Raw genomic sequence first — 19311 nt, forward strand, 5'->3', positions numbered from 1 at the left:
GAAAGCTGCCATCCATAATGGATAGCAGCATTTCTGTTGAATCTGTTTTTAATCGTTCTTATGTTGTAATTATTCTATAGTATATCATATGTTTTTATGAGATGGTACGGTTTTGTTTCAAGTATAAACGGAAAACTTGTGTTTTCGCAATTCCTTTGGTATATATGAATATTGTTCATAAAAAGGTCGGAAAGGAAGACAACAAGTGAAGACAGAGAAATTTTTTACCCATCCGATTGGCGTATTTATTGCTGCAATAGTAGCAACTTTTTTATGGGGAAGCGCATTTCCTTTTATTAAATTAAGTTATGTTGAACTTGGAATTCAACCACAAGAAGTTGGAGAGCAAATATTATTTGCCGGTTATCGTTTCTTTTTATCTGGATTCATGCTCTTATTATTCTTTAAAGTGTTAGGAAAAGATATGAGCTTCAAAAAAGGAACGGGGAAACAGTTAATACAAATTGGTTTATTCCAAACGTTTCTTCAATATATCTGTTTTTATATTGGAATGAGTTATAGTTCGGGAATTGAAGGAGCTATCATTTCAGGGACATCATCATTCTTTCAAATTTTACTCGCCCATTTTTTATATAAAGATGATGCCCTCAATATGAGAAAAATAATTGGCGTATCGATTGGCTTTTGTGGCGTCGTTTTAGTAAATATGCCGAGTGATGGTAGCTTATCATTTCATTTTGGAATCGGAAGCTTATTACTTCTTAGTGCAGCAATGCTGTATTCATATGGAAACATATTAGCGAAAGAAGGTAGTAAAACGTTAGATGTTGGCTATATGACAGCATACCAAATGATGTTTGGTTCTATAGGATTATTATGTATAGGGGCTTTACAAGTTGGAGTAATGCCATTTACATTTAGTCTACATGCACTACTTATGCTGATTTATTTATCTTTCTTATCTGCAGCTGGTTTTTGCATTTGGAATACAATTATGAAGTACAATAAGGTTGGAAAAGTATCTATGTATATGTTCTTTATACCCGTATTTGGTGTGTTATTATCGAGCATGATTTTAGGTGAAGCAATTCATTCATTTGTGTTACTCGGTTTAGCATGTGTAGCCGCGGGAATTATTGTGGTAAATCGGACGCCAGCTAAGCAAAAAATAGAGAAAGAAAAACAAGTAGCATAGAAAGCAGAAAAGCGATTACAATGGAAGAACAGTACTGTTCTTCTTTTTTTATAGAAAAAGGATAATAGACTAAGTGTAACGAAAAAAGATACAAAAAGCATTTATTGAGGAGAACATATTATGAATCTACTTTACGTGGTGTTAATTGGGCAAATACTTCTTTTTTTAATTGGTGCAATTTATGCAATGCGGCAGACAAAAAGAACGAAAGATAATATGCCGTTACCTTTAGCAATCCGTCTTATTCTTAGTTTTTCTTTAACAGGTAGTGCAATTTGGATATGGTTACAAGATCCATCTGTAGAGTATAGTACGTGGGTTGCACTTGGTATGACTTTATCGACTGTGGGAGATTTGTTTATGGCTGGGCTGATTCCAATTGGTCACAGGTTAATTGGTGGGATGGTTACTTTCGCTCTTGCTCATTGTTTTTATGTAAAAGCATTTTTGCAAACAGGAATTTCGTGGAATGGTTTTTGGATTGGCTTACTCGTATATGGGCTCTTTCTAATTGTAGGATGGTTCTTCTTTATCCGAAATGATAAACAGGATAAATTGTTTACGATAGGAGCTCTAATTTACGGATTGTGGGTTGGAGGAATGGCTTGCTTTGCATTCGCCTTATATTATGAAAATACAGGAATATGGTGGATACCAGCGTTTGGTGGTTTACTGTTTGTGATTTCTGATTTTATTATTGGCGTGACAGATATCGGAGGGCGTAAATTGAAGTATGAGCCACTTTGGATTTGGTTTACATATGTATCTGCTCAAATGTGTATTGTATATGTGGGATTATAAAAAGATACTCTCAAAATAGTGAATAGACTATTTTGAGAGTATCTTTTTTGCTTGTTTAATTTGATCAGTATTACCATTTTGAAATTTCTAATATTATAATTTTATAATTCAGAATTTTGTAGAAAAATATCGGTTGTATTATTTATAATAAAAGTAAAAAGATGATGAGATGGTGAAATGATGCAAAAGAAAAAACGTTGGCGTGAATTCTTTGGAACTATTGCAATTGCATGTTTATTGGTGTTTTTGGCGAAAATTTTTGTGTTTTTCCCTACGACTGTAAAAGGAGCATCTATGAGGCCAACGTTGCAAGATGGAGATAAGGTAATTGTTAATAAGTTAGCAAAACAATTTGAAAGCTATGGGAGAGAAGATATTATTGTTGTGAAAACAGATAATTTTTATGTCAAAAGAGTGATTGGATTATCTGGAGATATAATTGAGATGAGAAATGATCAATTATATGTAAATTCTGAAGTGAAAGATGAAGAGTATTTGGATAGTAATAAAAAACAAGCAGAAAAAAAACTTATGAATTTAACAGAGGACTTTGGACCGATTACAGTTCCTAAAAATAAGATTTTTGTTATGGGAGATAATCGCTTAATAAGTAAAGATAGTAGAAATGGTTTAGGTTTTATTGATAGAGAAGATGTGTTAGGAAAGTTAGCAGGCATTTATTATCCGTTTGAACATATGAAAATAATAAAGTAAAAAACCAAGCAAATTTTAGTTTGCTTGGTTTTTTTGTTAAACAGTAGGAGATTCGTTAGATACAAACATATCTTCATGTTTCTTTGTAGTACTTAAAACGAATTTATGTTGTAGCAATTGTAGTTTAAATAACGCCAAAGGATCATGATATGTTTCTGGATTGCTTCTTAGCGTTGCTAATGTTTGCTCGTCTTCCTTTATCTCAAGTTGAGCTGCATCCACATTTTGTTTCAATATGCTAAGTGGATCTTTAAAGAACATCATGATATCACGTTCTAATGCACCTTCAAATACTTCAAATTGTAGGAAGAATTGTTTTGAAATTGTGTGAGCAATTTCTGTATAGTCTTCTGTTTCAATATATTGTTTATATTTGTTGGCGAGCATAGATTGGTTTTTTTGCATATTACCAAATAATTTTCCGGCACTTTTTAAGAAAAACTGTGTTGGTGTAAAGCGTAATAAAATATTGATGTTCGTTACTGTAATTCGATTTGTCATTCGTACAACATCTCGATTCCAATCATCTAATAATTTGAAATCGCAAGGAAGTTTCATACGTTCTTCTTTATATAATTTATTAAACGTTTCACTCATTTCATCTAAATAAGCTTGAGCTTGAATAAATTCATTATGTGCTGTTTCAATCCATTCTTGAATAGACCCAGTAAATTTAGGAAGAAGTACCTGTTGTACATGCTTTTGAACTCGTTCATTCATTGCAGCATTTAATTCTTCATGAACTAGTTTGAAATCACTATCTTCTTGAACAAGATCAGAGCAGCTCTGTAATAATTCAGGAATTTGAGAATGTATATCTCGTGTAATTTCTTCTTTCGTTAAAAGATAGGATTCGGTAATAGAGCGAATTTTATCTTTTTCAAGAGCAGTAAGGTTATTAATAAATCCAGTAAGTTTCACTGAGATGTGTTTATTCCAGCGTACGGATTTTACTAATGTATTTTCTAATTCCACACGTTCATTTATGAGATAAGCAATTGTCTTTTGCGTAAACCATATTAGCTTTTCTATACGTTCTTTTTCTATATCGCGTTTTGCAAGATTAGAGAGAATAGATTCTGTTACATCTCCAAGTTGCTGACTACTCTCTTGCGAAGGAGAGTATGGGAAGAATTGTGCATCTGGAAAATGTACTTTAAGTTTACTAATTAGTTTTTCATTAGTAGTCGTATTATTTGTGTGTAATACGAAGTGAATTTGTAAATTTGGTACTTGTTCACGTAAATAAATTAACGTATCAATTTCTTCACTATGCAATGGTGAAGAAGAATTTAATACGTAAACAAGGCTATCTGCTGCTTGTAAGTATTCAAAGTATGCATTGTTTTTATCCAATTGTCCTTGAATGGATGGTGTAATAAGAAATGTAAACTTATTTTTTCTTAAAAATCTACTTGGTAGCTTAATTTCTATACATTTTTTCTCAAGTTCTGACTGAGCAGATGTAGCCGCTATTTGGTGGAATTCATCAAGGTTAGAGATATTTCTGATATCTAACTCGGTAAATTCTGTTATTTCAGTTTGACTAGCGTCTTTAAATAGAATAGGAGTTGTTAAAGTTTCAGTTAAGATGTTCTCTCCTAATATTGAATTAACAAATGATGTTTTATCATGGTCACTAGTTCCAGCTATTAGTAGTGGTGTGACATTTAAATCACATAGTTCATGGACGAGTAGCGTAAATTGATGACTTAAATCTACATCATTTTTCTCAGCCCATACAGCGATTGTTTCGAATAAATGAGAAACTATTTCCATATTTACATCTGCTTCAGCTGATGTATTAGAAAGTAAGGATCCAGCACTTTTTACGAGTAATGATTCTAAGGTTGTAGGTGAGACTTCATTCCATGCTAATACTGCTGCAGAGACAACTAGAGAATCTTTTGCTTTCGTTAAACTGAACCAATTTGTTAATAGATTTGGTACAAGTCCGTTTAATTCATGCATAAAATGATTTCCGGTAATTAATGCAAAGTATGTTTCTTGATAGCGAGTAGAAATTTCATTCCAATCGTCATTATTGTCTGTTTCAATATGCAAGAATAAATGATTAATACTTTGAATCCAAGGAAGGTATAAGGATTCATGTTGGTAGCTATTCCAAAGAGCAATAACAAGTTCTTTAAATTGAGCTTGATCAACAGCATATAGAGCTTTTAAAGACTCATAGAAATATTCAGGCTTAATATTTTTAGTAAATCCTTTGTTTATGTAATTTATTAATGTATCAAACCAGTGTAAAGATTGTGTTCGAATACCTTCTTGAACAGCTAGTTCGATAGCGTTGTTCCAATCTTCTTGTTTTTCATAGAAAGAACGTGCAATTGCAGTAATATTTGGGTAATCCGGTTGGAATGCAACAGCTTCACTAATCGTCTTAAAAGCAAGTCCTAAACGATCTTGTTCGATATAAAGAGAAAGAAGTTGTAATGAAACTTCCATCGTAAGAGTTGTATCTTCTGTTTGAATAGATTGATAAATTTCTTCTGCCTTTGGTAGGAATCCTAGTTCAAAATAAGCATCTGCAATATTTTTTGTTGCCCAAAGTGCAAGAGTATTATTAACTTTTTCCCATTTAAATATAGCTGCTTCAAAATCTTTATTTTGATAATAAAATTCACCTTGAGCAAATCGAATATTAGAAATGTTGGAGAATTCATTTTTAGATTCATTTATATATGCTTCACCGAGTACTTTCGATGCAGGAGTAGAAGTTTCTTCTGTTAAAAATGTTTTATAGTAAACTTTTTGAATAAATTGATTTTCAATGGTCATGTTCGTTCCCCCCTGTATAATTTAGAAAAATGATGTTGTATGTAAAAGGGTTCATGTTCTTTTAATAGGTAGAAGTTGGATTATATAGACCAAACTATGTTTTTGGTAGATATATCATTTTTCTTGAGAGTTAAACCGTTGCGAAAAGTAACTTTCCTTTATTGTAACAAAAAAACACGCATATGAATTTTTATTTTTTATCAGGACATTTGCAGGCAGTAAGAATCTAATCTCAAAATTAGTGAATGTAAGTGAGTTATGTGGGAGTCGGGATGTCTGTAGAAGCAAGATTGGCATAGGTTAATAATTACAAAACTCCCACTGATTAAAGTTTCACTTTATCTCTGTTAAAGGAAAGAATAGAAGTAGAGTTCATTATAAAAACAATGTATAGTGAATATGTATACCATGTTTGCCTTAAAGATAGAAAGGGTACAATGTGGAATAACGATCGTGCATAGGATGTGTCTTCCGAATGGAACAACATATTGGCGAGTTAATCGCGCATTATGGCTATTTTGGAATTGTTATAGCTTTGGCTGGTGGGATTGTCGGATTACCGATACCAGACGAGTTTTTATTGACCTTTGTTGGTTATAATGTTTCAAAAGGAGTTATGTCAGGAACTGCTGCTTTTTTAAGTGGGATGGCTGGTGCGATGTTAGGGATCACGTTAAGCTACATATTAGGTTTAAAACTTGGGCTCCCTGTTTTAAAGAAATATGGGCCGAAAATTAGAATTAAAGAACATCACATTGAAAAAACACATATTTTATTTGAAAAATATGGGCCATTTCTTTTAATGATTGGTTATTTTATACCGGGAGTACGTCATTTAACAGCATATTTTGCTGGGGTATCAAATTTGACACTTTGGCGTTTTTGTTTGTACGCTTACGGTGGTGCGCTCATTTGGATAAGTGTTTTTATTGGGCTTGGCTGGAAGTTAGGCGAGAAGTGGCGCTTCGTTGAGTATAGTTTACATCATTATGGAATATGGATTTTATTAATTTCAGCAGTTGTTACATGTGTTGTATGGTTGTACATAAAGAAAAAGAAAAACCGCTAATAGCGGTTTTTTTAGCTGAAAGCAATAAATAATACACCAGCTGTAATAAAGACTACACCAACACCGGTCATAAAGTTTAACTTTTCACCGAGGATAATCATAGCGAGAATGATAGAAAATACGACGCTTAATTTATCGACAGGAGCTACTTGTGAAACCTTTCCTGTTTTGAGGGCAAGAAAATAAAATAGCCATGACGAAGCACCTGCAATCCCACTTAATGTGATAAATAGCAGTGCTTTTTTATTTAGCAGTACGTCGCCGATATTTTGAAATTTACCTTGTATGATAATAACGCCTATCATAAATAATGCCATAATAATAGATCGAATTGTTGTTGCAACGTTTGCATCGATGCCGTCTAAACCAAACTTTCCAAAAATCGATACAAGGGCAGCAGCAATTGCTGATAATAGTGCAAATAAGAGCCACGAACTCATAGTAAAATCCCTCCAATCTTACAGTATTATACATGAAAATGATTCTCATGTATAAAGTTGAAGCAATTGAGGTTTATAGGAAGCACGACTTCAACTTAACTTCTTGCTCCACCTGAATTTTAAGGTGGGAGTTTTACTGCCTGTAAATAGTGGGCTAAATAACGAAATAATCCCCACCTTATATTTTTAATAAGGTGGGGATTATTATACTACTCTGCAATTTCCTCATATAAAAAGTACGTTACATTATAAATATGTTCTACTTCATCGTCTGTCATAAACAGTAATTCGTCACGCTCAATCCCTTTTTTCTTTTCAATAAACTCAATCATGTTTTTGCGTTCTTCTCTCTTCATCAATTTTATTTCTCCTCTCAATCTGTTTTAATACAGTTTATTTAAGTTAATGCTATTATATAACAGAATCTTTAGAAAGTTCCACCTATTTTATTGTTTTTTTCAAAAGAACTTTTCGACAAAACAAGCCCACCTAAGGGGGGCTTGTTTTATTTTATAGTCGTAAAAACTCAGGCTCCGTCGTACCGGCACCATCGATGTAATAAATTGTGTCGGGATTGATTTTTATCAATACGTAATTAGGGTCTTCAGGACCGAGTAACCAACGTTTTAAGCTATTATTCCAAAACTTGTTTTTTAATGTCGAGTCTTCCTCGATTGAAGCTAACCCTTCAACTTCAATATAATCTTCATCTAATTTTTTTCCTTCTCGTCCGAGTAATACATGGACATTAGGATTGTTTTCAATATCTGTTATTTTTTTTGATTTCCGATCTGTTGCAATATATAACACAAAATCTTCGTGGAAAAACATCATAAAGGCACTATGAGGTTTATTTTCACGTACAGTAGATAATACACCAGTTCGTTGACCGCATATAATAGTTTCAATTTTTTCTTTTAAATGCATGCTTTTAGCCTCTTTTCATACTTTGTAGTTTTCTTCGTCAAAATAAGAATGAAGTATCTTTCATACTCTTTTCATCAAGATGATTTTTTAAACGTAATTGTGATGAAATCGGACAAGTTAGGAGAAGAATAATAATAATATTGTGGAGAAATACATACGATGGAAGGGTGAAAAGCATGTTTAATAAAATATTTCTTATAGTAGCACTTATAGGTGTACCACTATCTGTACTTGGAAAAACACTTCATTGGCCAGAAACAATTATGTTCGCTGTATATTGTATTACGATTATCGCGTTAGCTGGTTTTATGGGGAGAGCAACAGAGAGTTTAGCAATTGTATCTGGTCCTAGAATAGGCGGATTATTAAATGCTACTTTCGGTAATGCTGTTGAACTTATCATTTCAATTTTTGCACTTCAAGCAGGGTTAATTGAAGTGGTGTTAGCTTCTTTAACGGGTTCTGTACTTGGAAATTTATTATTAGTAGGAGGACTATCCTTCTTTGTAGGTGGACTTAAATATAAAAGGCAAAGCTTTAATGTTTACGATGCAAGGCATAATTCAGCTTTATTAATATTTGCTGTTGTCGTGGCCTTTGTTATTCCAGAGATCTTTTCAATGAAGATGGACGTTGGCAAGACGTATCAATTAAGTATAGGTGTTTCTATTATTATGATTATCATGTACCTTGCTGCATTACTATTTAAGTTAGTTACGCACCGTGGTGTATATCAACATAAAAGTGACGAAGTAGCGCATGAAGAAGAGCCAGAGTGGTCGAAAGGGAAGGCACTCCTTATTTTAGCGATAGCAACACTGGCGGTAGCTTATGTATCAGAGGCGCTCGTGCATACTTTTGAAACTGTTGCAAAATCATTTGGTTGGTCAGAATTATTTATAGGGGTTATTATCGTTGCAATTGTTGGAAATGCAGCGGAACATGCATCTGCAATTATTATGGCTTATAAAAATAAAGTAAATATTGCAGTCGAAATTGCAATAGGTTCTACATTACAAATCGCCATGTTTGTTGCTCCTGTACTAGTATTGCTATCTATGTTCTTCGCGCAGAGGATGCCTTTAGTATTTACCATACCAGAACTTGTATCTATGATTACAGCCGTTTTCTTAACGATTGCGATTTCAAATGATGGAGATACAAACTGGTTTGAAGGCGGCACTTTACTAGCGGCGTATGTCATTATGGGAATTGGTTTTTATTTATTATGAAAAATAGGCATAACAATTGTGCTCAGAGAAAACAATAAACAAAGTAGTATATATACCTTTACATAGGAAGGAGCCAGACAGGTGAAACGAGTATACAGCATATGTCTTTCAACTATGGTCTCGTTTATTTTATTATTTCCTAACATGAGTTTTGCAAAGACAACAGTAGGAACAAAAATGCCTTCATCTGTTTTAAATATTTCAAAAGACAATACATTTCCAAATGATGCGCAAGATTTGCCACGTTTACAGCCAAGTAAGTTTGCTCAAGAACTATTGAAAACAGCTAATATTAAAATTGAAAATCCAGACTTAATTCGGATGTTTAATGAAACGACAATTTCAAATGCGCCGCTTGCAGTAGGGTACCGGGCAAAAATTTATTTAGGTCAATGGGCTTTACATTATGAATCAGTAGACACATCGATTAATTGGGAATATAAACAAGTGAATCGAAATGTGTATGATAATCGCGGAGGAGACCGTTTATATCCACTTCGCTATAAGCAAGAAACACAAAAGACGGTTGAAGGCGATTTAACAGCAGATATGAAAGATGCTGCAGATGTGAAAAAAATGATGCTTCTCAAAGCGCTTGAAAAAGTACAATTGCCCCTTTCGTTTAAAACAACTATTGGTTATGGTACTGGACATGAGCGTGTGTATAATATTAGTCCGAGTCAACTCGGATATTTATACGCTTATACACCAGCAGTAAATGAAAAGGGAAAAGTAACATTTGGAGAAGTGTATCTTGTATTAAAGGGAAATCAAAAAAGACTTGTTGTGAAAAATATTACTTCTCAAGGAATTGGAGCGGCGATTCCAATTCATGATTATTTATTTTTTAAATTCATTTCTTCCTCCCACTCGCAATAACATAAAAAAACGTCAGCTTATAAGCTGACGTTTTTTATAATGTAATGTTTGCTGTTTTTGATAAGAAATCTTCTGTCGGATAGTAGCTGTTTTTTACAAGAACATTTGGTCCAAGACATTTTACTGCAGGACAGTGACAGCTTAATGATTTTGCTGTTTTTGAAGCACTCCATTTGTCATATGCTTCTTGTAATGTGTTTGTTTGTATGTTTCCTAGAAGTGGAACATCACCAAAGTCCGTCACAATAATATTTCCATCGAAAATATTTACATTTAAACGAGAACGGCCATCTGGATCATTACGAACAGTGACATTTTTGCTCTCTTGTAATTTTTTAAATGTGGCAATGTCTCGCTCGTCATCGCTACAAGCATAGAAAGGTAACGTTCCAAATAACATCCATACATTTTCATCGCGAATTTCTAGTAAATGCTCAATAGCATCACGAATTTCAGCTTTTGTTAAAATCTCTAGATTACTCGCGAAGTCACTTGGATACATTGGGTGAACTTCATGACGTTTACAGCCCATCTCTTCGACGATTTGACGGTGAATATGTTCAATATGTGGTAGAGTTCTTTTGTTTAACATTGTTTCGGCCGATACAAGTACACCTGCATCTGATAGAGCCTTACTATTTGTAATCATTCTTTCGAATAATTTTGCACGTTGTTCGTAAGTAGGTTTACGCTCCATCATTGCAAATCCGCCTTCAACGAAGTCATCAATTGTTCCCCAGTTATGAGAGATATGCAACACGTCTAAATAAGGAATAATTTGTTCGTAACGTGCTAAATCTATAGTTAAGTTAGAGTTGATTTGAGTGCGAACGCCTCGTTCATGGGCGTATTTTAAGAGTGGTGTTACATAGTTGTCGACGGATTTTTTTGAAAGCATAGGTTCTCCGCCAGTAATACTTAAAGAACGTAAATGAGGAATCTCATCTAATCGTTTTAATAAAAGATCCATCGGAAGCGGATTTGGGTCTTTCGGCTGTAACGTGTAACCAACAGCGCAATGCTCACAGCGCATATTGCATAACGTCGTCGTTGTAAATTCAACATTTGTTAATAGTAGTTTGCCGTACTCTTCAAGGTCCATATACGTTTCCCATGGATCGTAAGAAGGAGTAATCGGCTTCATTTTTTGTGATATCGTCATATGAAATACTCCTTTGACTATTGAAATAACAATTTGTCCATTCTCTATAATAGAAGAATATGTGCTTTTTATAAAGTGAAACTTTTTAGCGTGAAAAGAGAGAGGGCTTACATTATAGTGGATGACTGTGACAAAATTGATGAAATTTCATGCCCATAGCAATCATTTTTGCGGTATAATAAAAGCAACTCGAATTAAAAGGAGAGTGCCTTCATGGGAAAAGCAATTCAAGATAAAGATACACAATTAGTATATTTAAAAGAGCGTTTAAATATGTTCATTGAAGTAATTGATACAATTGAACCTGAAGAAGTAGAATTAGAAGATGTAGATCGTCTTCTTGCAATGTTAGATGAATTAGAATTAAAATGTGAGCAATTTAAAAAAGACGAATAATATATTAAAAAGGCTGCCAATTCCAATTTGGTAGCCTTTTTCTGTGCGGATAATAGAAGGACGATAGAAAAAGAGGTATAATCAAGTTGTGAAAAATTTCATTTATGCTTTAATAGCGTGAAACAAATAAAAAGCTAAAGAGCATAACAATGGAATTTTCAGCTCATAACGTTTTGGTAGCGTTCACAATTGAGGGGGAAGTAACAATGGAAAAGCTTCAAGAAAGCATGTATCAACTAATTGTTGAAACGTCAACGAACTTACCGAAAGATGTTCGTCGTGCGATTCAACAAGCGAAAGAGCGAGAAAATGCAGGGACTCGTTCTGCGATGGCACTTGGCACAATTACAAATAATATTAAAATGGCTGATGATAACATCTCACCGATTTGCCAAGATACAGGGATGCCAACGTTTAAAATTTATACACCAGTTGGTGTGAACCAATTAAAGTTGAAGGAAGCTATCTATAATGCGCTTGAGCGGGCGACAAAAGATGGTAAACTTCGTCCAAATTCTGTTGACTCTCTTTTTGGAGACAATAGTGGAAATAATTTAGGACCAGGTACACCGGTTATTAAGTTTGAACAATGGGAAAAAGATTATATTGATGCACGTTTAATCCTAAAAGGTGGTGGCTGTGAGAATAAAAATATTCAATATAGCTTACCGTGTGAACTAGAAGGACTTGGACGAGCTGGCCGTGATTTAGAAGGAATTCGTAAATGCCTTCTTCATGCAGTATACCAAGCACAAGGTCAAGGATGTAGTGCTGGTGTAATTGGTGTTGGTATCGGGGGAGACCGCACATCAGGTTATGAATTAGCAAAAAATCAATTATTCCGTACATTAGATGACGTCAATCCAGTACCAGAGTTACAACAACTTGAAGAGTACGTATTAGAAAATGCGAATAAGCTTGGCATTGGTACAATGGGATTTGGTGGAGAAACCACTTTACTGGGCTGTAAAATTGGCGTGTATAACCGCCTGCCGGCTAGCTTCTACGTATCTGTGGCGTATAATTGCTGGGCATATCGCCGCCTAGGTGTAACAATCCATCCTGAAACAGGTGAAATTATGGATTGGTTATATCAAGAAGGTGAAGATACACTTCAGCATGAAGCACAAGAAAAAACAGAGCAACGTGAGATTGTATTACAAGCACCAATTACAGAAGAGCAAATTCGTGGACTTCGCGTTGGTGATGTTGTAATAATTAATGGCATGATGTATACAGGTCGTGACGCAATCCATAAGCATTTAATGGATAATGATTGTCCAGTAGATTTAAATGGACAAATTATTTACCACTGTGGTCCAGTTGTTGTGAAAGATGACAATGACAATTGGCAAATTAAAGCGGCAGGTCCAACGACAAGTATTCGTGAAGAACCGTACCAAGGCGATATTATGAAGAAATTTGGTATTCGCGCTGTTATTGGAAAAGGCGGTATGGGTGCGAAAACATTAGCGGCTTTAGAAGAACACGGCGGCGTGTACTTAAACGCAATTGGCGGTGCGGCGCAATATTATGCTGAATGTATTAAAGAAGTGAAAGATGTTGATTTCTTACAATTTGGTATTCCAGAAGCAATGTGGCATTTACGCATTGAAGGTTTTAAAGCAGTTGTAACGATGGACTCTCATGGTAATAGTTTACATGCAGATGTTGATAAAACATCACTTGAAAAATTAGCGAGCTTTAAAGAGCCGGTATTTAAATAAACAAAAATGCATCTCGAATCTTTCGAGATGCATTTTTTGGTATATATAGAAAAACATGCACAGCATGAAAGTAAGTAAGTAAACAGAAACTACAGGTACGATTATATATGGAAAGGAGACTATTTATGAAATATAAATGGTTATATATCGGTCTCATTTTTTCAATTATGATGGCACTTGTTCCAGTTTCGGCATTGGCTTATACAAATACTCCACATAACTGGGGAATCCCGCGTCCTAAAAATGAAACAGTACCAGATGCAGGAAAGTTATATACGGATTTACTGCAAAAAAATGGCGGGTTTTATTTAGGAGATACGAAGAAAAAAGATATTTATTTAACATTTGATAATGGATATGAGAATGGATACACAGGGAAAATCTTAGATGTATTAAAAGAGAAAAAAGTACCAGCAACTTTCTTTGTAACGGGGCATTACATTAAAACACAAAAAGATTTATTGTTAAGAATGAAGGATGAAGGACACATTATTGGAAATCATTCTTGGAGTCATCCTGATTTTACAGCGGTAAATGATGAGAAGCTTCGTGAAGAATTAACGAGTGTAACGGAAGAAATTAAAAAAGTAACTGGGCAAAAAGAAGTGAAATATGTACGTCCTCCGCGCGGCGTATTTAGTGAAAGAACGTTAGCTCTTACGAAAGAAATGGGCTACTATAATGTATTTTGGTCACTTGCATTTTTGGATTGGAAAGTGGATCAGCAAAGAGGATGGCAATATGCGCATAATAATGTTATGACGATGATTCACCCAGGATCTATTTTATTACTTCATGCAATATCAAAAGATAATGCAGAAGCACTTGCGAAAATCATTGATGATTTGCGCGAGAAAGGGTATCATTTTAAAAGTCTAGATGACTTAGTAAAAAGCAATCAACCGTAAGCATGTATGCTTACGGTTTTCTCATGCTATAATGATGTGTAAAAAGGATGGGGAAACGTATGTGGAGCGAACATGTTACGTTAGAGTATCCGTATCATTTTGAAGAAGTATTAAAACGTTTATCTTTTGATCCTCTTAACGTCATTCAATTAGATGAGAAAGTCATTTATATCCCGCTTTGTATAGACGAGGAACAGGTTATTGTTCGCTTACAAGGGATTGGTACTGTTCAAAATCCACAGTTTTGGATTTCTAGTCAGACAGGAAATCCGGAGAAAGTCATGAAACGAATGAGGGCCATTTTTCATTGGAATGAACCGTTTCAAGATATACAAAATCATTTTTTAAACACATCATTACGTCCACTATTTGAAACATATGCTTATACTCCAATTATTTTAGAATTTGATTATTTTGCTTGTCTTCTTCGCTGTATCATTCACCAACAAATAAATTTGAAATTTGCTACTGTGTTAACAGAACAATTTGTGAAACGGTATGGAATAGAGAAGAACGGTGTATTCTTTTTCCCCACTCCGGAAATAGTAGCAAATATTTCAATAGAAGAATTGAGAGAGCAGAAGTTTAGTCAGCGAAAGGCTGAATATATAGTAGGATTAGGTCGAAGTATTGTCAGTGGTACATTAAATTTAGCGAGTATAGAAAATGGGACGGAAGAAGAAGTTTCAGCACAATTGTTGCCAATTAGGGGAATTGGTGCATGGACAGTGCAAAACTTTTTAATGTTTGGGCTTGGACGGAAAAATATGTTCCCGAAAGCGGACATTGGGATTCAGCGTGCAGTGCAAGGTATATTTCAATTAGATGATAAACCTGATGGTGCATTTTTAGAAAAAGTGAAACAAGAGTGTGAACCATACTGCAGTTATGCAGCGTTATATTTATGGAAAAGTATAGAGTAGAGGTGTAATAATGATACAAAAGCAACATGAGAGTAAGTTGGAAGTTGGTCAAACGTTTCCTGTGACAATTAAACGTCTTGGGATTAACGGAGAAGGCGTTGGTTATTTTAAGAGACAAGTTGTTTTCATTCCAGGGGCATTACCAGGAGAAGAAGTTGTTGCAGAAACAACGAAAATTCAGCGTGGCTTCGCTGAAGCGAAAGTGAAAAAAGTTCGTAAAGCTTCACCGCATCGTGTGAAAGCACCGTGTCCAGTATATGAGGAGTGTGGCGGTTGTCAGCTGCAACATTTAGATTATAAAGAACAATTGAATCAAAAGCGTGATATCGTTGTACAAGCATTTGAGAAGTACATGAAAAACAGTATGGAAGAGAAAATTCGTCCAACGCTTGGCATGGAAAATCCATGGCATTACCGTAATAAGAGTCAATTACAAGTGGGGCGTAAAGACGAAAAGGTTATTACAGGGCTATATAAACAAAACTCACATCAGTTAATTGATATTGCTCACTGTATGATTCAACATAAAGCAACGAATGAAGCGACAAAAGTTGTAAGACGTATTTTAGAAAAATTAAATGTTTCTATTTACAATGAGAAAAAACAAAAAGGTTTAGTACGCACAATTGTAACACGTACTGCAGTTCAAACAGGGGAAGTACAAGTTACACTTATTACAACAAAAGAAGAATTACCAAATAAAGAACAATTTGTTGCAGAAGTACAAAAACAGATGCCAGCGGTTAAATCAATTATGCAAAATGTAAACTGGCGTAAAACATCTGTTATTTTTGGAGACAAAACATTTAAATTAGCTGGAAAAGAAGTAATTCAAGAAACACTTGGCGATTTATCATTTGAATTATCAGCACGTGCATTCTTCCAGTTGAATCCAGAACAAACAATTGTTTTATATGATGAAGCGAAAAAAGCAGCTGCGTTAACAGGCGATGAGAAAATTGTAGATGCGTATTGTGGTGTTGGTACAATCGGACTTTGGCTTGCAAATGATGCAGCGGAAGTACGTGGTATGGATGTAATTCCAGAAGCGATTGCAGATGCAAGAAAAAATGCGAAGCGTCACGGATTTACAAATACGAAATATGAAGCAGGTAAAGCTGAACAATGGTTACCGAAATGGGTAAAAGAAGGATGGCGTCCAGATGTAATTGTTGTCGATCCACCACGTACAGGTTGCGATGATAAATTACTGGAAACAATTTTAAAAGTGAAGCCGAAACAAGTTGTGTATGTGTCTTGTAATCCTTCTTCATTAGCACGTGATGTACAAGCATTAATGAAGAGCTATGAAGTGGAGTATGTGCAACCAGTTGATATGTTCCCGCATACAGCTCACGTAGAAAATGTAGTGAAGCTTGTTAGAAAGTAAAGTTTATTAATATTCCCTCATGGTATGAGGGAATATTTTCTATGAAGGAGAATATTATGCATAATTATAAATTAACGATTCAGTACGATGGTGCACGTTTTAAAGGATGGCAACGTCTCGGTAATAACGATAATACGATTCAAGGAAAAATCGAAAGTGTCATATCTGAAATGATCGGAAAAGAAATTGAAATTATCGGTTGTAGTAGAACAGACGCTGGTGTACATGCTTTGAATCAAGTTGCTAACTTTCAAAGTGATGAGAAGTTAGTGGAACATAAAGTGAAAAAATATTTAAATCAATATTTACCTAATGATATTAGCATTACGAATGTGGAAGAAGTACATGATCGTTTCCATGCTCGTTACAATTCTAAAGCAAAAACATATCTGTATAAAATTTGGAATGAAGAGCATACAAATCCATTTATGCGTAAATACAGCATGCATGTGAATAAAAAATTAAATGTGAAAAGCATGAAAGCAGCTGCAAAACATTTAGTTGGTTCACATGACTTTACTGCTTTTTCAAATGCGAAATCAAAGAAAAAATCTATGGTTCGAGAAGTATATACACTTGATGTGATGGAAGAGGCAGGGTTTGTACAAATTAGAGTAAGTGGTAACGGCTTCCTTCATAATATGGTAAGAAAAATTGTTGGGGCATTAATTGAAGTTGGATTAGGACAATTAGATGCTGAAGCAATTCCAAACATTTTAGAAGAAAAGCAGCGCAATCAAATTAATTGTCTTGCTGAGGCAAGTGGGTTGTATTTAGAGAATGTTGAGTTTTAATGGCAAATAAAAAAATCGGGCTAAGTAGCTCGATTTTTTTAGTATTACGAAGATTTTTCATTTTTTATACGTAGCTTTAAATTCCAAAAAGCAGCAAGCATAATAGCTGCAAAGGAGCCAAAAATTGTTCCTAATAGCTTTGCATAAGGAGAGCTGCTTACATCGGCATTAATGAATAACATCATACAGAGCATGGCAGGGAAAAAGTATAAGTATTGTAATAACTTTAATTTTTTATCATTACTCATATATATAGCCCCTTTCTAGCATGTTATACGTTTATTATAACATATTTTACCAAGTTGTTTTTGCACTTGGAGACATGTTCATTTCATATGTGTAAATGCAGTTTTTTAATTCGATATTGTAAGTTTTGCCTACTTAATCCTAAAAATTTTGCAGCTTGTGAAATGTTGCCATGATTCTCTTTAAGAATTTGATTAATGTAGTTCTTTTCCATTTTTTCTATTGTGTGTTTTAAAGTTTTAGGTGCATCAGTATTGTGATTAGTTAGTGCATGCTGCATATTGAATTCTGTTTTTATTCGTTCACGAAAGCGAGTAGGCATATGAAACGCTGTAATGATGGTTTCATCTTCTATCAAGTTCATGGAACCTGCAATTATATGTTCCAACTCCCGTACGTTTCCAGGCCAATCGTATGCATAGAAAAATTCTCTTACATTTACATCTACATCGGTTACGTTGAGCCCAAATTGAGTATTATATTTTTCAATAAAGTGCTGAACAAGAGCTAGAATATCTTCTTTTCTTTCACGTAAAGGCGGAAGACATAAAGTAACGACGCTTAATCGGTAATATAAGTCTTCTCTTAATCGATTATGTGCGATGGCTTCGAAAGGATCTTCATTGATAGTTGCTATAATACGAACATCAATTTCTTTTTCGTGTGTGCCTCCGATTCTTCGTATTGTTTTTTCTTGTATAGCTCGTAGTAACTTCGCTTGAAGTGCTGGACTTAATGAGTTGATTTCATCTAATAACAAAGTTCCTCCGTTCGCTTCTTCAAATAAACCAGCTTTATCGATAGCTCCTGTAAATGCACCTCGGTTTGTACCGAATAATAAGCTTTCCATGAGTGTATCAGGTATAGCGGCACAGTTCTGTGAAATAAAGGGTTTTGTTGAACGCTGACTTTCATTATGGATGCTTTGTGCAAATAGTTCTTTCCCAGTGCCTGTTTCTCCTACTAGAAGTATGGAGGAAGATGTACGAATTACTCTTTTTCCTTCAGTAATGATTGATTGAATAGCTTCAGAATCACCAATTATGTGATCAAAGGTAAATTTAGTACTTTGTTTTCGAGAAGGGCCCATTCTTATTGTTTGCTTTAAGTTACTAATTTCTTTTGATATTTCAATAGCGCCTTTAATTTTTCCATTTTCTATTATAGGGAAAGTATCGTTAATCGTTGTAATTTCTTGTCCTTTATTGTTAAAATACGTTTGTTTTATATTTTTGTTTGTTTTTCCTAATTTTAATGCCTCTATAAGAGTACTATTTTTATTTTCTTCAAATGCAAATATTTCTAAAGGACTTTTATATAATACATCTGAGCGTTCCATTGATTCAATTTCCATCATTTTGCGGTTATAGATAATCGTTTTACTTTCCTCATTAATAATATGAATCCCGATATCGAGTTCATTGAGTAAAGTTTCATATAGCATGTTCATTTCAATGATCTGTTTAAAATTAATGTCTTCTGTACGCATAGATTATCTTCTCCTCATTTCACCCTATGAAGACTGACTTTTTATAATTTTATTAAAATTCTTATAAAACCGCAAAATTTTTTTGCTATTTTTCTTTTAAAACTTTTCAAATGATAGAAAAATTTTGCGGTTGTGCACGCTTTTTTGTGTAAAACTCTCATTTAATATATGAATTAGAGACTTGGTACGCATTTTGCATAAATAATATTTGAAATCTCTAGAGGGGAGAATATGAATTTTTACAGGATATACAACGTTT

Annotated in this window: 19 protein-coding genes; 12 read left to right on the top strand and 7 right to left on the bottom strand. The window is 34.2% G+C overall.

From position 1 onward, the window contains the following. Positions 1-205: 205 nt before the first annotated feature. The 3 genes from MHH27_RS02730 to lepB all read left to right on the top strand — a co-directional run bounded on the left by MHH27_RS02730 (position 206) and on the right by lepB (position 2671). On the top strand, positions 206-1156 hold the full coding sequence (locus MHH27_RS02730) for a DMT family transporter (protein WP_000845702.1): 951 nt from the start codon (positions 206-208) through the stop codon (positions 1154-1156). A gap of 120 nt (positions 1157-1276) precedes the next feature. Next, complete coding sequence (locus MHH27_RS02735; protein WP_340941586.1) at positions 1277-1957, top strand: lysoplasmalogenase; 681 nt, start codon at positions 1277-1279, stop codon at positions 1955-1957. A 177-nt stretch (positions 1958-2134) separates the two neighbouring features. Continuing rightward, positions 2135-2671, top strand: coding sequence for a signal peptidase I (gene lepB / locus MHH27_RS02740; protein ID WP_000983310.1), 537 nt, complete (start codon positions 2135-2137; stop codon positions 2669-2671). A 36-nt stretch (positions 2672-2707) separates the two neighbouring features. Here lepB and MHH27_RS02745 read toward each other — a convergent pair whose 3' ends face one another. Continuing rightward, positions 2708-5470: a tetratricopeptide repeat protein gene (locus MHH27_RS02745; protein WP_340941588.1), complete on the bottom strand. Its 2763-nt coding sequence runs from the start codon at positions 5468-5470 to the stop codon at positions 2708-2710. A gap of 475 nt (positions 5471-5945) precedes the next feature. Between MHH27_RS02745 and MHH27_RS02750 the strand changes: the two genes are divergently transcribed. Then, positions 5946-6539 (top strand): DedA family protein, encoded by a 594-nt coding sequence (locus MHH27_RS02750; RefSeq protein ID WP_000434878.1) that lies wholly within the window; start codon positions 5946-5948, stop codon positions 6537-6539. Positions 6540-6550: 11 nt separating this feature from the next. On the opposite strand, the gene MHH27_RS02755 is transcribed toward MHH27_RS02750, so the two are convergent. The 3 genes from MHH27_RS02755 to MHH27_RS02765 all read right to left on the bottom strand — a co-directional run bounded on the left by MHH27_RS02755 (position 6551) and on the right by MHH27_RS02765 (position 7906). Beyond that, complete coding sequence (locus MHH27_RS02755; RefSeq protein ID WP_000100295.1) at positions 6551-6979, bottom strand: EamA family transporter; 429 nt, start codon at positions 6977-6979, stop codon at positions 6551-6553. Between the two features lie 209 nt (positions 6980-7188). Beyond that, positions 7189-7335 carry a BH0509 family protein gene (locus MHH27_RS02760; RefSeq protein WP_000817786.1) on the bottom strand — a complete coding sequence of 49 codons (147 nt, stop codon included), beginning with the start codon at positions 7333-7335 and terminating at the stop codon, positions 7189-7191. A gap of 154 nt (positions 7336-7489) precedes the next feature. Beyond that, entirely contained in the window at positions 7490-7906 is a 417-nt protein-coding gene (locus MHH27_RS02765; RefSeq protein ID WP_016083647.1) for a pyridoxamine 5'-phosphate oxidase family protein, read from the bottom strand. Between the two features lie 176 nt (positions 7907-8082). Here MHH27_RS02765 and cax point away from each other — a divergent pair, with 176 nt between their 5' ends. Further along, on the top strand, positions 8083-9138 hold the full coding sequence (cax, locus tag MHH27_RS02770) for a calcium/proton exchanger (protein ID WP_142338773.1): 1056 nt from the start codon (positions 8083-8085) through the stop codon (positions 9136-9138). A gap of 81 nt (positions 9139-9219) precedes the next feature. Beyond that, positions 9220-10017: a YfkD famly protein gene (locus tag MHH27_RS02775; protein ID WP_002098868.1), complete on the top strand. Its 798-nt coding sequence runs from the start codon at positions 9220-9222 to the stop codon at positions 10015-10017. 34 nt (positions 10018-10051) lie between these two features. Here the strand turns inward: MHH27_RS02775 and yfkAB are convergent, their stop codons facing one another. After that, positions 10052-11179, bottom strand: a complete 1128-nt coding sequence (yfkAB, locus tag MHH27_RS02780; RefSeq protein ID WP_340941591.1) for a radical SAM/CxCxxxxC motif protein YfkAB — start codon at positions 11177-11179, stop codon at positions 10052-10054. A gap of 213 nt (positions 11180-11392) precedes the next feature. On the opposite strand from yfkAB, the gene MHH27_RS02785 reads away from it, so the two are divergent. From MHH27_RS02785 to truA, 6 genes are all read left to right on the top strand, one after another. Continuing rightward, complete coding sequence (locus tag MHH27_RS02785; RefSeq protein WP_000513558.1) at positions 11393-11575, top strand: SE1561 family protein; 183 nt, start codon at positions 11393-11395, stop codon at positions 11573-11575. Between the two features lie 206 nt (positions 11576-11781). Further along, the gene (gene fumA / locus MHH27_RS02790; RefSeq protein ID WP_000413528.1) at positions 11782-13302 is read left to right on the top strand and encodes a class I fumarate hydratase; all 1521 of its coding nucleotides are present in this window, start codon (positions 11782-11784) and stop codon (positions 13300-13302) included. Positions 13303-13427: 125 nt separating this feature from the next. Beyond that, positions 13428-14210 carry a delta-lactam-biosynthetic de-N-acetylase gene (pdaA, locus tag MHH27_RS02795; protein WP_000875957.1) on the top strand — a complete coding sequence of 261 codons (783 nt, stop codon included), beginning with the start codon at positions 13428-13430 and terminating at the stop codon, positions 14208-14210. Positions 14211-14269: 59 nt separating this feature from the next. Continuing rightward, entirely contained in the window at positions 14270-15133 is an 864-nt protein-coding gene (locus tag MHH27_RS02800; RefSeq protein WP_072941434.1) for a DNA-3-methyladenine glycosylase family protein, read from the top strand. 10 nt (positions 15134-15143) lie between these two features. Then, complete coding sequence (gene rlmD / locus MHH27_RS02805) at positions 15144-16523, top strand: 23S rRNA (uracil(1939)-C(5))-methyltransferase RlmD (protein ID WP_000615211.1); 1380 nt, start codon at positions 15144-15146, stop codon at positions 16521-16523. 56 nt (positions 16524-16579) lie between these two features. Further along, positions 16580-17317: a tRNA pseudouridine(38-40) synthase TruA gene (gene truA / locus MHH27_RS02810; RefSeq protein WP_000553114.1), complete on the top strand. Its 738-nt coding sequence runs from the start codon at positions 16580-16582 to the stop codon at positions 17315-17317. A 44-nt stretch (positions 17318-17361) separates the two neighbouring features. Here truA and MHH27_RS02815 read toward each other — a convergent pair whose 3' ends face one another. Further along, positions 17362-17565, bottom strand: a complete 204-nt coding sequence (locus MHH27_RS02815) for a hypothetical protein (RefSeq protein ID WP_000063861.1) — start codon at positions 17563-17565, stop codon at positions 17362-17364. Positions 17566-17648: 83 nt separating this feature from the next. Next, the gene (locus tag MHH27_RS02820) at positions 17649-19052 is read right to left on the bottom strand and encodes a sigma-54 interaction domain-containing protein (protein ID WP_340941594.1); all 1404 of its coding nucleotides are present in this window, start codon (positions 19050-19052) and stop codon (positions 17649-17651) included. Between the last annotated feature and the right edge of the window lie 259 nt (positions 19053-19311).

Origin of the sequence: Bacillus sp. FSL L8-0152 (assembly GCF_038006365.1) — a bacterium.
GTDB classification, from domain to species: Bacteria; Bacillota; Bacilli; order Bacillales; family Bacillaceae_G; genus Bacillus_A; species Bacillus_A cereus.

What these genes read in the sequence shown, in the direction of transcription:
- MHH27_RS02735 (WP_340941586.1), top strand. Translation starts at nt 1,277, where the DNA reads ATGAATCTACTTTACGTGGTGTTAATTGGGCAAATACTTCTTTTTTTA.
- lepB (WP_000983310.1), top strand. Translation starts at nt 2,135, where the DNA reads ATGATGCAAAAGAAAAAACGTTGGCGTGAATTCTTTGGAACTATTGCA.
- MHH27_RS02745 (WP_340941588.1), bottom strand. Translation starts at nt 5,470, where the DNA reads ATGACCATTGAAAATCAATTTATTCAAAAAGTTTACTATAAAACATTT.
- MHH27_RS02750 (WP_000434878.1), top strand. Translation starts at nt 5,946, where the DNA reads ATGGAACAACATATTGGCGAGTTAATCGCGCATTATGGCTATTTTGGA.
- MHH27_RS02755 (WP_000100295.1), bottom strand. Translation starts at nt 6,979, where the DNA reads ATGAGTTCGTGGCTCTTATTTGCACTATTATCAGCAATTGCTGCTGCC.
- MHH27_RS02760 (WP_000817786.1), bottom strand. Translation starts at nt 7,335, where the DNA reads ATGAAGAGAGAAGAACGCAAAAACATGATTGAGTTTATTGAAAAGAAA.
- MHH27_RS02765 (WP_016083647.1), bottom strand. Translation starts at nt 7,906, where the DNA reads ATGCATTTAAAAGAAAAAATTGAAACTATTATATGCGGTCAACGAACT.
- cax (WP_142338773.1), top strand. Translation starts at nt 8,083, where the DNA reads ATGTTTAATAAAATATTTCTTATAGTAGCACTTATAGGTGTACCACTA.
- yfkAB (WP_340941591.1), bottom strand. Translation starts at nt 11,179, where the DNA reads ATGACGATATCACAAAAAATGAAGCCGATTACTCCTTCTTACGATCCA.
- MHH27_RS02785 (WP_000513558.1), top strand. Translation starts at nt 11,393, where the DNA reads ATGGGAAAAGCAATTCAAGATAAAGATACACAATTAGTATATTTAAAA.
- fumA (WP_000413528.1), top strand. Translation starts at nt 11,782, where the DNA reads ATGGAAAAGCTTCAAGAAAGCATGTATCAACTAATTGTTGAAACGTCA.
- pdaA (WP_000875957.1), top strand. Translation starts at nt 13,428, where the DNA reads ATGAAATATAAATGGTTATATATCGGTCTCATTTTTTCAATTATGATG.
- MHH27_RS02800 (WP_072941434.1), top strand. Translation starts at nt 14,270, where the DNA reads ATGTGGAGCGAACATGTTACGTTAGAGTATCCGTATCATTTTGAAGAA.
- rlmD (WP_000615211.1), top strand. Translation starts at nt 15,144, where the DNA reads ATGATACAAAAGCAACATGAGAGTAAGTTGGAAGTTGGTCAAACGTTT.
- truA (WP_000553114.1), top strand. Translation starts at nt 16,580, where the DNA reads ATGCATAATTATAAATTAACGATTCAGTACGATGGTGCACGTTTTAAA.
- MHH27_RS02815 (WP_000063861.1), bottom strand. Translation starts at nt 17,565, where the DNA reads ATGAGTAATGATAAAAAATTAAAGTTATTACAATACTTATACTTTTTC.
- MHH27_RS02820 (WP_340941594.1), bottom strand. Translation starts at nt 19,052, where the DNA reads ATGCGTACAGAAGACATTAATTTTAAACAGATCATTGAAATGAACATG.